Source organism: Rhodococcus sp. 105337, assembly GCF_012844225.1.
Classification (GTDB): Bacteria; Actinomycetota; Actinomycetes; order Mycobacteriales; family Mycobacteriaceae; genus Rhodococcus.
Genome location: NZ_JABAGQ010000001.1, coordinates 385,216 through 397,650 on the forward strand (window position 1 = coordinate 385,216; position 12,435 = coordinate 397,650).

Annotated in this window: 12 protein-coding genes and 1 riboswitch; of the genes, 5 read left to right on the plus strand and 7 right to left on the minus strand. The window is 68.4% G+C overall.

Annotated features, from left to right (window positions below):
• Nucleotides 1–6: 6 nt before the first annotated feature.
• Together HF886_RS21335 and HF886_RS01915 are read left to right on the plus strand one after the other, a co-directional pair.
• Nucleotides 7–2,403, plus strand: a complete 2,397-nt coding sequence (locus HF886_RS21335) for a cobyrinate a,c-diamide synthase (protein ID WP_169651386.1) — start codon at nt 7–9, stop codon at nt 2,401–2,403.
• A complete protein-coding gene (locus HF886_RS01915) occupies nt 2,400–3,332 on the plus strand; it encodes a cobalamin biosynthesis protein (RefSeq protein WP_169651387.1) in 933 nt (310 codons plus the stop codon). Before HF886_RS21335 ends, HF886_RS01915 begins: the two co-directional genes overlap by 4 nt.
• A gap of 128 nt (nt 3,333–3,460) precedes the next feature.
• Here HF886_RS01915 and HF886_RS01920 read toward each other — a convergent pair whose 3' ends face one another.
• Genes HF886_RS01920 through HF886_RS21210 form a run of 3 tightly spaced genes read right to left on the minus strand, consistent with a single transcriptional unit; the run spans nt 3,461 to nt 5,819 of the window.
• The gene (locus tag HF886_RS01920) at nt 3,461–4,204 is read right to left on the minus strand and encodes a cobalt-precorrin-6A reductase (RefSeq protein WP_169619060.1); all 744 of its coding nucleotides are present in this window, start codon (nt 4,202–4,204) and stop codon (nt 3,461–3,463) included.
• Entirely contained in the window at nt 4,201–5,700 is a 1,500-nt protein-coding gene (locus HF886_RS01925) for a cobyric acid synthase (protein WP_169651585.1), read from the minus strand. The genes HF886_RS01920 and HF886_RS01925 overlap by 4 nt, the downstream gene beginning before the upstream one ends.
• Nucleotides 5,697–5,819 (minus strand): hypothetical protein, encoded by a 123-nt coding sequence (locus HF886_RS21210; RefSeq protein WP_277351015.1) that lies wholly within the window; start codon nt 5,817–5,819, stop codon nt 5,697–5,699. The genes HF886_RS01925 and HF886_RS21210 overlap by 4 nt, the downstream gene beginning before the upstream one ends.
• A gap of 59 nt (nt 5,820–5,878) precedes the next feature.
• Nucleotides 5,879–6,024: riboswitch (cobalamin riboswitch) on the minus strand.
• Between the two features lie 19 nt (nt 6,025–6,043).
• Here HF886_RS21210 and HF886_RS01930 point away from each other — a divergent pair.
• Nucleotides 6,044–6,589, plus strand: coding sequence for a histidine phosphatase family protein (locus HF886_RS01930; protein ID WP_169619058.1), 546 nt, complete (start codon nt 6,044–6,046; stop codon nt 6,587–6,589).
• Between the two features lie 4 nt (nt 6,590–6,593).
• Here HF886_RS01930 and HF886_RS01935 read toward each other — a convergent pair whose 3' ends face one another.
• The 3 genes from HF886_RS01935 to HF886_RS01945 all read right to left on the minus strand — a co-directional run bounded on the left by HF886_RS01935 (nt 6,594) and on the right by HF886_RS01945 (nt 9,144).
• Complete coding sequence (locus HF886_RS01935; RefSeq protein ID WP_169619056.1) at nt 6,594–7,523, minus strand: cation diffusion facilitator family transporter; 930 nt, start codon at nt 7,521–7,523, stop codon at nt 6,594–6,596.
• Nucleotides 7,524–7,598: 75 nt separating this feature from the next.
• Complete coding sequence (locus tag HF886_RS01940; RefSeq protein ID WP_169651388.1) at nt 7,599–8,741, minus strand: FUSC family protein; 1,143 nt, start codon at nt 8,739–8,741, stop codon at nt 7,599–7,601.
• Entirely contained in the window at nt 8,728–9,144 is a 417-nt protein-coding gene (locus tag HF886_RS01945; RefSeq protein ID WP_169651389.1) for a DUF3151 domain-containing protein, read from the minus strand. The genes HF886_RS01940 and HF886_RS01945 overlap by 14 nt, the downstream gene beginning before the upstream one ends.
• 77 nt (nt 9,145–9,221) lie before the next feature.
• Here HF886_RS01945 and HF886_RS01950 point away from each other — a divergent pair, with 77 nt between their 5' ends.
• Nucleotides 9,222–10,385 carry a hypothetical protein gene (locus tag HF886_RS01950; RefSeq protein WP_169651390.1) on the plus strand — a complete coding sequence of 388 codons (1,164 nt, stop codon included), beginning with the start codon at nt 9,222–9,224 and terminating at the stop codon, nt 10,383–10,385.
• Between the two features lie 85 nt (nt 10,386–10,470).
• Here HF886_RS01950 and fbaA read toward each other — a convergent pair whose 3' ends face one another.
• A complete protein-coding gene (gene fbaA / locus HF886_RS01955; protein ID WP_169619049.1) occupies nt 10,471–11,508 on the minus strand; it encodes a class II fructose-bisphosphate aldolase in 1,038 nt (345 codons plus the stop codon).
• Between the two features lie 178 nt (nt 11,509–11,686).
• On the opposite strand from fbaA, the gene HF886_RS01960 reads away from it, so the two are divergent.
• Nucleotides 11,687–12,433 carry a VTT domain-containing protein gene (locus HF886_RS01960; RefSeq protein ID WP_169619047.1) on the plus strand — a complete coding sequence of 249 codons (747 nt, stop codon included), beginning with the start codon at nt 11,687–11,689 and terminating at the stop codon, nt 12,431–12,433.
• Nucleotides 12,434–12,435 lie beyond the last annotated feature (2 nt).

Sequence of the window (12,435 nt, forward strand, 5' to 3'; positions counted from 1 at the left end):
AAACCAGTGGTAGCCCTTCCCCGCCTCGTCGTCGCCGCGCCGGCCTCCGGGCACGGTAAGACCACCGTGTCCGCAGGGCTGATGGCCGCCCTGCGGCGCACCGGAATGGTGGTCTCGGGACACAAGATCGGCCCCGACTACATCGACCCCGGCTACCACGCACTGGCGACGGGACGTCCCGGCCGCAACCTCGATCCGCATCTCGTCGGCGAAGATCTCGTGGCACCGCTGCTCCTGCACGGTGCTGCAGGCGCCGACATCGCGGTGGTCGAGGGCGTCATGGGGTTGTACGACGGAATGCTCGGCACCGACGGTTTCGCGTCGACCTCACACGTCGCGTCGTTGCTGACCGCGCCGGTGATCCTCGTCGTCGACGTGTCGCACGCATCGCGGTCGATCGCGGCGATCGTGCACGGCATGGCGTCGTACGACCGCGGGACCCGCATCGCGGGGGTGATCTTGAACAAGGCCGGCTCCCAGCGTCATTCGGACGAGGTGATCGCGGCGCTGGAGCCCACCGGCATCCCGGTGCTCGGGGTACTGCACCGCGACGACGGAATCTCGGCTCCCTCCCGGCACCTGGGCCTGATACCCGCCGACGAGCGCGCGGAGGCGGCCGGGCAACTCGATCGGCTCGCCGACCGGATCGCGGAACACATCGACCTTGCCGAACTCGTACGGATCGCGCGGACGGCACCGGATGTGCACGGCCGGTCGTGGGAGCCCGGCGAGTCGGTGTCCCGCGGCACGTCGGTGTCCCACGGCGAGGCCGGTCCGGTCGTCGCGATTGCGGGGGGCCGCGCCTTCACCTTCCGCTACACCGAAACCGAAGAACTGCTGCGGGCCGCCGGATGCCGCACCGTCACCTTCGATCCCTTGCGCGACGAGAAGCTTCCGGACGGCACCACCGGAATCTATCTGGGTGGCGGATTCCCGGAGGTCCACGCCGCGGATCTCTCCGCGAATGCGCCTCTGCGTGACCATCTCCGGTCTGCGATCACCGCCGGTGTACCGACCGTCGCCGAATGCGCCGGTCTGCTGTACTTGTGCCGCGACGTCGACGGCGCCGAGATGGTCGGTGCGCTCGATGCGTCCGCGCGGATGACCTCCCGACTGACCCTGGGCTACCGCACCGCGATCGCCACGACCGACAGCCTGCTGGCCACCGCCGGCACCCGCGTCACCGGACACGAGTTCCATCGCACCGTCGTCGAGCCCGGCACTGCCCCCGGCTGGTTGCTCAACGGGCGGCCCGACGGTGTCGCGACTGCCACGCTGCACGCCTCCTACCTGCACACCCACTGGGCGGGTCACCCGCAACTCGCGCAGCGGTTCGCCGAGGCTGCCCGCGTCGCGACACCTGTGCCGGCACCGCCGCCGCGACCCCGCCTGCGCGCCCCCGACCTGCACCACCACGGCGATCGCGAAGCAACCCCGGGACTTGTCGACCTCGCCGTCAACGTCTCGACACGGCCTCGTCCCGCGTGGCTGGACGAGGCACTGCGCGCGTCCCTCGAGGATCTGGACCGCTACCCGGACCCGGGGGCCGCCCGGTCCGCGCTCGCCGACCGGCACGGCCGAACCATCGACGAGGTACTGCCCACCGCGGGTGGTGCCGAAGCCTTCACTCTCATCGCACGTGCACGGACATGGCGTGCCCCGGTGGTCGTGCATCCGCAGTTCACCGAGCCGGAGGCGGCACTCGCCGCGGCCGGGCACGACGTGCGGCGGGTGATCCTGCGCGCCGGTGACGGCTTCGTCCTCGATCCCCGTGCCGTGCCCGACGATGCGGATCTCGTCGTGGTCGGCAATCCCACGAACCCGACGTCGGTACTGCACCCCGCCGGGACGCTGCGGGCACTGCTCCGGCCGGGACGTGTCGTGGTGGTCGACGAAGCTTTCATGGACGCTGTTGCCGGAGAGGCAGAGTCGCTTGTGGGCGAGCGGGATTCCGGTTTGCTGGTGATCCGTTCGCTGACGAAAACCTGGGCGATTCCCGGCATCCGGGCGGGGTATGTCGTCGGAGCCTCCGACGTGATCGCGGATCTCGCGGCGCAGCAACCTCCGTGGTCGGTGTCGACCCCTGCCGCGGCGGCGATGATCGCGTGCGCGTCGGCACGCGCCACGTCGGAGGCCGAGACGATCGCGCGGGAGGTCGCCGCCGACCGAGCCGCACTCGTCGAGGCGCTGGGCGACGCGGGCCTGACGGTGTCCGGCGCTCCCGCCGGGCCGTTCGTGCTGGTACCCGTGCCCACCGATACTCGGGAGCAGTTGCGCGCGAGGGGCTTCGCCGTGCGTCGCGGCGACACATTCCCCGGGCTCGGCGAGCAGTGGGTGCGGATCGCCGTACGCGACCGCGCCACCACCGCCGCACTGCTCGATGCGTGGAGATCGATCCGATGAGGGCAGCAGGGCTGGTGCTGGGGTACCTCGCCGACCAGGTTTTCGGTGATCCGCGGCGGTGGCATCCCGTGAGCGGGTTCGGAAAAGTCGCGCGGTCGGTCGAACGCACAATGTATGCCGACAACCGCAGCGCCGGAGTCGCATTCACGATGGTGCTCGTCGGCTCCACCGGGCTACTGGGCTGGACGGCCGACCGGGTGACCCGCTCGCGCCCTCTGCTCAACACCGCGGTCGTCGCCGTCGCCACATGGGTGGTGCTCGGGGGCCGATCCCTCGGTGCCGAGGCGGGCGCCCTGGACGACCAGTTGAGCCGCGGCGACCTCGCCGCGGCACGGGTGCAGGTCACGCATCTCGTCGGCCGCGACCCCTCCCAGCTCGACGCTGACGACATCGCCCGCGCGACAATCGAATCCGTCGCCGAGAACACCTCGGACGCCGTCGTGGCACCGCTCGTGTGGGGAGCGGTTCTCGGTCCGGCCGGGCTGCTCGGCTATCGCGCCGCGAATACGCTGGACGCCCGGGTCGGGCACCGCACTCCCCGCCTGGAACGATTCGGGTGGGCATCGGCGCGGTTCGACGATGTACTCAACCTCGTCCCGGCTCGGCTGACCGCACTGCTGGCCGCGGCGCTGGGCGGGCGTCCCGTCGCGGCACTCCGAGCATGGCGGCGCGACGCGCACAAGCATCCGAGTCCGAACGCGGGTCCCGTCGAGGCGGCTTTTGCCGGGGCGCTCGGAATCACGCTCGGGGGAGCGAACGTCTATCACGGGGTCGTCGAGGATCGCGGGACCCTGGGCGACGGCCCGGCACCCGCCCCGGCGGATATCGCGAGAACCGCGCGTCTCGCAGCACGGGTAGGTGCGGGAGCACTCGTCTCGACCGTTGCACCGGCCGTCGCCGTGCGGGTCGCGGTGCGCAGACGTCGTTGACGGTCGCGGCCGGAACTCGTCCCACGGGACGTTCCGGGCAGCGGCATTGCGCAGCGGTGCACGCCACGGCAACAGGCCCACGCACCCGACGCGAGCCACGCCGCGGAAGGGAAGAAAAGTCCGGGAACTCAGATCCGAGAGACCGGCGGTTCGAGGACCCAAGCGACCGCGTCGCCCACGGTCGCCACGGTGCGCACGCCGGGCGGCCCCACGGGCCGGTTCACCATGATCACCCGCACGCCGAGGTCAGCAGCTGCGTCGAGCTTCGCTCGCGTGAGATCGCCCCCGGAATCCTTGGTGACCAGCGTATCCACGTCGTATTCCCGCATCAGCGTGCGTTCACTGTCGAAGGTGTACGGGCCGCGAGCGTGCACCACTGTCCAGTCGGGAGGGAACTCGCCGTCGAGCGGGTCGACGATCCGCACCACCACCCGGTGCTTCCCGAGCGGTTCGACGAAACGATCGAGCGTCTGACGGCCCGTAGTCAGAAAGACACCGGATCCACCGGCCGCGACTCGAGCGGCCTCGTCGTGGCAGGCCACCCGGATCCATCCACCGGTGTCGTCGGTCCATCCAGGACGCTGCAAGCGCACCAACGGGATTCTCGCGGCGCGGCAGGCTTCGGCCGCGTTGGCGCTGATACCCTCCGCGAAAGGATGGGTCGCGTCGACGACCGCGTCGACACCGTGGGTGCGCAGGTACGCTTCGAGCCCGGAGGCCCCGCCGAACCCGCCGATACGCACTGCTCCGGCAGGCAGGCGTGGGTTGCGCACTCGCCCGGCGAGCGAGGACACGACATCGACTCCGTTGTCGCACAACAGCTGTGCGAGTGCACGGGCCTCGCCGGTGCCACCGAGGACAAGCACCGTCATGCCAATGCTCCCGTCAAGGTCGGCAGCGTGGGGCGGTCCCTCATCATCGAGAGCAGCCCATCGACGTCGATGTGCTCGTCGATCATGTCGGCGAGGACGTCGAGCCGCGCCTCGCGTTGTGCGGCGAAATTCACTGCGCCCGTGTGCACCTCGCGGCCTGCCGCGGCGGCAACCTCGTGTAACCACGCCGCGCGCAGTGCGTCGCCCTCCAGGGTGCCGTGCCACATGGTGCCGAACACGTTGCCTCGCCGGGCACCACCGAGGAACTCGTCGTCGCCACCGGCACAGATGCGTCCGTGATGGATCTCGTAGCCCGTCGCCTCTGCTCCGAGCGCCGAGCCGGCCGGTAGCCGCAGCACTTTACGGCGGCCGAATTCCGTTCTCACAGCGAGTAGTCCGAGCCCTCGGGCCCGCGCACCCGGCGTTCCTTCGATGCCGTGGGGGTCGACGATGTCATGGCCGAGCATCTGGAATCCCCCACAGATGCCCAGAACCGAGCCGCCCCGCTGTGCATGGTCGACGATGGCCCTGTCGAGGCCACGCGCACGGAGCCAGGCAAGGTCTGCGAGTGTCGCGCGAGTACCGGGCACGATCACGACATCCGCGCCCGCGAGCGTGCGCGGATCGTCGACGAACCGCACTCGTACATCCGGTTCGAGGCACAAGGCGTCGACATCGGTGAAATTACTGATGCGCGGCAACATCACGACAGCGATGGTGAGCGCACCGTCGCCGGGGTGGCTCGGACGCGATGTCAATGCGAGGGAATCCTCGGAGTCCAGCCACAGATCGCGCTGCCACGGCAGCACCCCGAGCACCGGCCGTCCGGTCAGCGCCGACAACGAGTCCAGGCCCGGTTTCAGCAGAGCGGCATCGCCGCGGAACTTGTTGATCACGAAGCCGCGTACCAGCTGCTGATCGGCGGCATCGAGGAGCGCGAGCGTGCCGTACATCGACGCGAAGACCCCACCGCGGTCGATGTCACCGACGAGAATCGTCGGAAGTGAGCCGTGTTGCGCCAGACCCATATTGACGTAATCGTGCGCACGGAGATTGATCTCGGCGGCACTGCCCGCACCCTCGCACACGACCACGTCGAACCTGGCGCGGAGGTCGTCCAGTGCCGAGAATGCCGCGTCGGCGAGGTGCTGACGGCCACCCGCGAATTCACCAGCTTCGAGAGTTCCCGCCGGTTGTCCCAGCACCACTACGTGGCTGCGACGGTCGCTGCCGGGTTTGAGGAGTACCGGATTCATGGCCGGTTCCGGAGTCACGCGGGCGGCGATCGCCTGAACCCATTGCGCACGGCCGATTTCGACACCCGCACCGGTGTCGGGGTCGATCGTGACCATGGAGTTGTTGGACATGTTCTGCGCCTTGTACGGCGCGACCGTCAGACCGCGCCGCGATAGTGCGCGACAGATCCCGGCGGTGACCACCGACTTTCCGGCGTCCGAGGTCGTCCCGGCAACCAGCAGACCGCACGCCGTGCTCACCACGCCGTGACCACGAGGCGGCGCGGCGCGCGCTCGGTCAGGAACGTGAAAGCCCGTCCGAGTGCCGTCCGGAACGTGACCACGATGATCGCGGCGACCGCACGAGAACGCGAGTTCAACCTGTCACCCGGGCATGGGTAAGAACAACCACGGCAACCTCCTGGGATTTCGCGTCCCATCCGAAAGCCATGCGCCGAGGGAGTTTTCTGGCTTCCGAAAGAGGTAATGCTCTCGGTTACAGTGGCGCGACCGCTCCGGTATCCCACCGGATTGCCTACACCTCGGCACATGCGTACCGGGGTACCTTGGCATCACCGACACATCCTGTCAAGAGTGCGCGAGAATGGCTCTCGTGCCCCGCCTGTTTCTGATCTCCCATGCGTCCACCGAGGCGCAACGCGTCGTTGCCTTTCCCAGCGACGAGCCCGTCTCCGACCGAGGACGACGGGAACTGACGAGGGCAACTGCGCCGGTCACCGACCGCGCACTCACTGCGCCGGAACTACGGACAATCGAAACGGCGGCAGCACTGGGCCTGTCCGCAGCCGTGGAACCACTACTACGCGACCTGGATTTCGGGCGGTGGACCGGCAGGACGATGGAAGAGGTCCCCGAATCGGGTCTCGCTGTATGGCTCGGCGATCCGGAATCCGCCCCGCACGGAGGAGAGTCCATCCACGACCTGATCGTGCGTGCGGGCACCTGGCTCACGTCACTGATGGATTCGCCGGAACGCATCGTCGCGGTGACGCACGCCGCTGTGGTGCGGGCAGCGACGCTGTGCGCGCTCGGTGCGCCCGCGTCGGCGTTCTGGCGCGTCGATGTCCGTCCCCTCGCTGTAACCCGCCTCGACGGGAGGGACGGTCGCTGGAACCTGCGGTTGGGATGAATCGCTACCAGGTCACGTCCTGCTCGCAACGCCGGCCGTCGACCGTTCCCTCGACCTGCACGGTCGCGTGCTCGAGGCCGTGCGACGACAAGGTGGTGCGCGCCGAATCGAGGATCCACTGGGGATCGTGGTCGCTCACGAGGTGCACAGTCGCGACGTCCATGCCGGTGGTCAGCGTCCACACATGCAGGTCGTGTACTCCGCACACCCCCGGCAGCGCCGCGAGATCCAGGCGCAGCGCCTCGACATCGAGGTGGGCGGGCGAGGCCTGGGTGAGGATCCGCAGCGATGCCGCCGCGAGACGCAACGCGCGAGGGATCACCCACAGGGAAATCAGGACGCCGACGACGACGTCGGCGAGGGTCCACCCGAACACGAGTACCAGACCTCCCGCGACGAGAACGCCGACGCTGCCGACCGTATCGGCGAGCACCTCCGTGTAGGCGCCGCGCACGGCGAGGCTGTCCTCGACATCGGTGCGCAGCATCGCCATCACGACGAGGTTCGCGATGAGACCTGCCAGCGCGGTGAGGATCATCGGCAGTCCCGGCACTTCGGGCGAGTCGCCGATACGGCCGATCGCCTCGTAGAAGACCCAGCCCGCAACGCCGAGCAGCAGGACGGCGTTGACCATCGCGGTGAGTACCTCGGCACGGTGCCACCCGAAGGTGCGGGCCGCAGCGGCGCTCCCCCGGCGCGCGAGCACCAGCGCGACCAGCCCCATCGCGACACCGACGACGTCGGTGAGCATGTGCCCCGCATCGGCGAGCAGTGCGAGCGACCCGATCCACAGTCCGACACCGGCCTCGAGCACGAGGAAGGCCAGCAGGATGCCGAGTGCGATCGCCATCCGCTTGATGATCGTCGGAGACGGCCCTGCGCTGCCGCCGTGTCCGTGGCCTACGCCGTGTGAATGTCCGTGACCGGAGCCCATGGCCCTCCTTCCGGGGTCCCGGCCATCGTATGCATGAATGCGCATGTATTCAACGGCTAGGTCCACCGGGGTGAGTCAGGACTCCGGTTCGTAGGCGGGCCGCTCGACAGTAGGAGGCAACGTCGCGATCGCCGAGATGCGTTTGAGCCCGGCTACCTGCAACAAGTCGACGAGCAACGAGCGCATCTGCGCGAAGACCACCGTCGCCGACACACCCGCTCCCTCGACGAGGTCGGGGCTCATCCTCTTCGCCACACGGCGCAGCACTCTCGCGGCCGCGGCTTGGTCGGGCTGGTCCCCCGGCTCTGCGAGAACCATCTCGCGGAGCACGTCGACCGCGTCTGCCAGTTGGTCGAACTGCGAGACCAGCCGGGGATCGAGGATCTCGTCGTCGCGCACGAGGGTGAGCGACCGCCGGGCGAGCACCCGAACGTTGCGCATCGCATGGTCGATCGGGTCTGCCGCGGCCGTCAGCACCGCGAGGCGCTTCCGGCTGTTCCAATACAACGGCGAAATCCGGCTGATTTCCCGGCCACCCTTGATATGCGTCCGCATCGCATCGATGGCCTGCTGGGTCGCGCGGGCCTGTCGAAGCGCCTCCTCGATCGGCTTCGGATTGTTTTCGACCAGTCCGGCTTCTACTTTGCGCAGAACATCCGCGGCGGTCCCGAGAATCTCGGCGGCGTTGCGACGCGCGCGGCGCACCGGGTGGGTGGGGACCAGTGCAACTACCGCGATCCCCACCAGACCCCCCACGAGCGCGTCGACCATTCGATCGAACCCACCCGCTTCACCGGGCGGGAGGAGCGTCGCGACCAGCACGGCCGAGTTACCCGCCTGGATCGCAAAGATCGGGCCGCTGTTGAGCGCGACCGCCGTGGCCATCGCCATGGCGACGACCAGCGCGATCTGCCACGGTCCGGATCCGATCAGCGAGACGATCAGGTCACCGACACCGATCCCCACGGTGACACCGCACACCAACTCGACGCTGCGGCGCAGCCGTGCGCCGAGAGACAGGCCGAGTGACACCACCGCCGCGATCGGCGCAAAGAAGGGTGTCCCGTGATGGATGACGTCCTTGGCCACCCACCACGCGAGACCCGCGGCGAGAGCGCACTGCACGATCGGCAGCGCGGAAGACCGCAGGCGTTGGCCGGACGACTTCAGGCGCTCCCGCGCACCGGCGCGAGAGGGGAAGCGCCTACTCGACGCCAAGTGCTTCCGCCGCGCGGGGATCGCAGTCCTCGAGAAGATCGAGGCAGCGTGCGTGCTCGTCCGTCTCGCCGATCGCTTTCGCGGCCGTGGCGAGAGCAGCGACGCACCGCAGGAAGCCGCGGTTCTGTTCGTGGCTGTAGGGAACGGGACCGTAACCCTTCCACCCGTTCCGGCGGAGTTGGTCGAGACCACGGTGGTAACCGGTGCGGGCGTACGCGTAGGCGGCAATGGTGTCGCCGCGTTCGTGTGCGGCTTCCGCCAGATATGCCCATGCGATCGAGGCAGTGGGGTGCTCGGCCGCGACCTTCGCCGGGTCCTCACCGTTGAGCAGCGCCGACTCCGCCTCGTCGTCGCCGGGAAGGAGGGTGGGCTGGGGTCCGAGAAGATCACCGAATGACGTCATGGGCCCATTCTGCCCGTCTCACCTCCGCGGTCGATAGGCTGCCCGGGAAACCCATCCGTCGAACGAGGTGCAGGCGCGTGCCCGATCCGAACAACGAAGACCCCACCGACCAGAAACCGACCGACAAGCCGACGTCCACCGACGCCGGATCCGCGACCACGCACGACAATTCCTCGACGCGTCGCGGCGACACCGCCGACGGACCAGCCGAGCCCGGTACGACCCCCGAAGCCGAGACCGCCGAGGTCCCCACGTCCGAGAAGGCAGGGGCGGACGACACAGCAGCGGCAGCGGCAGACGACACGGCAGCGGCGGACGAGCCGACGGTCCCCGAAAAGCCCACGCCGGCCGAGAAGCCGTCGGCCGTCGAGGAAACCCCGCCCGTCGACAAAGCCCCCGCCGAGGAAACCCCGGTTGTCGAGGAAACCCCGGCCGCCGAGCAGACGCCTTCGACCGAACACGCGCCTCCCGCGGAGCAAGAGCCTCCCGTCGAGGAAACCCCGCCCGCCGAGCACAAGGTGACCGTCGAAGACCCGCCGACCGAGCGATTCTCCCAGGTTGTACCGGAAGGCGACCGCGCGCCGGGAGCCGGCGACGTCGAGAAACCCTCGCGGCCGGCACCGGATCCCGCGCCGGCTCCCGACGCGGCGGATGCCCCGACGGTGCAGATCCCGGTCACCGCGCACGTTCCGAAGCCGCCTCCGGCGCGCATTCCGCCCCGAAGCGCTCAGCCACAGCCTGTGCGTCCCGAACCGGCACCGGTCGAACTGCAGCCCTCCCCGACGCGGATTCCTCCGTCCGGGGACAACGACCGCAGGCGCAGGAGGATCGCTGCCGGCATCGGGGTGATCGTTCTCGTGGCGGTGGTGGCAGCCGTCGCGCTCGCCGTCTTCCTGCAGAACCGTTCGGACAACAGTCCCGAGAGCCGTATCCGGGCGAGCATCGGTACGTTCGTGCAGGGCCTTGCCGACGGGGATCTCGAGACGCTGCGCGCGTCCACCTGCGGGTCGCTCGCCGACTTCTATTCGTCGGTCGATCCGGTGGAGTTCGACAGCATCCACGACCTCGCGGTGCAGGAGGGCTCGATCCCGGTGGTGACGAGCGTCGACCGCATCCAGATCACGGACAGCACAGCCATCGCCCAGGTCACCGCGCACACGACGCGCAGCCCGGCGGATGTCACCGACCGCACCTTCGATCTCGCGCTCGTCGGCGACGAGTGGAAGGTCTGCAGCGAGTAATCCCGGGTACAACGCGAACGGGGCGCCGACAGAGTGTCGGCGCCCCGTTCGCGTTGCACCGGATGGTGCGAACCGGTATTCGCGACTACTTCGCGGACACCGAACGTCCGGCGGACCGCAGGTCGTTGCACGCCTCGATGACACGCTCCGTCATCGATGCCTCGGCCTTCTTCAGGTAGCTACGCGGGTCGTAGACCTTCTTGTTGCCGACCTCGCCGTCGATCTTCAGAACGCCGTCGTAGTTCGAGAACATGTGGCCGGCGATCGGACGGGTGAACGCGTACTGCGTGTCGGTGTCCACGTTCATCTTCACCACGCCGTAGCCGAGGGCTTCGTCGATTTCCGACTTCAGCGAACCGGAACCGCCGTGGAACACCAGGTCGAACGGCTTAGAGCCCTCGGGGAGACCCAGCTTCGACGTGGCAACAGCCTGGCCCTCGGCCAGGACAGCCGGCTTGAGCTTGACGTTGCCGGGCTTGTAGACCCCGTGCACGTTGCCGAAGGTCGCGGCAAGAAGGTAGTGGCCCTTGTCGCCCGCGCCCAGCGCATCGACGGTCTTCTCGAAATCCTCGACGGTCGTGTAGAGCTTGTCGTTGATGGCGTTCTCGACGCCGTCCTCTTCACCACCGACCACGCCGATCTCGATTTCCAGGATGATCTTCGCTGCGGCGGCGTCGGCCAGGAGCTGCTGCGCGATCTCCAGGTTCTCGTCGATCGGGATGGCCGAGCCGTCCCACATGTGCGACTGGAACAGCGGGTTCTTGCCGGCGTCGACGCGCTCCTTCGAGATCGCGATCAGCGGACGGACATAGCTGTCGAGCTTGTCCTTCGGGCAGTGATCGGTGTGGAGCGCGATGGTGACGTCGTACTTGTCGGCAACGACGTGAGCGAACTCGGCGAGTGCCACGGCACCCGTCACCATGTCCTTGACGCCCAGGCCCGAGCCGAACTCGGCGCCACCGGTGGAGAACTGGATGATGCCGTCGCTACCGGCGTCCGCGAAGCCCTTGATCGCGGCGTTGATGGTTTCGGACGAGGTGCAGTTGATCGCCGGGAACGCAAAGGAATGCTCCTTGGCGCGCGCAAGCATCTCGGCGTAGATCTCGGGAGTCGCGATAGGCACAGCGGCTGTCCTCCAGTGAGAAGTCGATCGGCACCCCGCCTGGGTGTGGCAGGTGCCCTTGTTGTCCTTGCAGTATGTCAACTGACACGCCCGGTTCATACCCGGGCCGGGTTCCGCCCGATCCCGGCCGACGTGTTGCGATTCGGGCCGCCACTCCCGCAGCGGTACCCTGGCGAACGTGACTTTGGTAGAAGCCTCGGAATCTGTGACCAATCTGGCCCTGTTGCCCGGGTTTCTGGACCCCGTCAACCTCCTGAATTCGTTCGGCACCTGGATGCTCATCGGCCTGCTGGTCGTGGTGTTCATCGAGTCGGGTCTGCTGTTCCCGCTCCTCCCCGGCGACTCCCTGTTGTTCACCGCGGGTCTGATCGCGGCGGCGAAGTCCGCGGAGGTGGAGCCCTTCGCGCCGCTGTGGGTGCTGATGGTGACGATTCCGATCGCAGCGGTCCTCGGCGACCAGGTCGGGTACCTCATCGGCACCAAGGGCGGCGCCAAGCTGTTCAAGAGCGACGACGCGAAGCTCTTCAAGAAGAGCTATCTCGACGAGTCGCACCGCTTCTTCCTGCGGCACGGCCCGGCGATGATCTTCCTGGCACGCTTCGTGCCGATCGTGCGCACCTACGCGCCGCTCGTCGCCGGTGCCGCGAAGATGCCGTACCGGGTGTTCATCACCTACAACGTCATCGGCGGCATCGTGTGGGGCGCGGGCGTGACCCTGCTGGGTTACCTGCTCGGCCAGATCACGTTCATCGCCGACAACGTCGACTACATCTTCCTGCTGATCGTGTTCGTGTCGGTGCTGCCGATCCTCAACGAGGTCGTCAAGCGCTTCCTCGCGTCGCGTCGCAGTCCCGCTGCCGCCGCCGCGGTCGACGATTCCGAGCCGGCCACGATGCCCATCCCGCGCACCACCCCGGGCAAGTAACC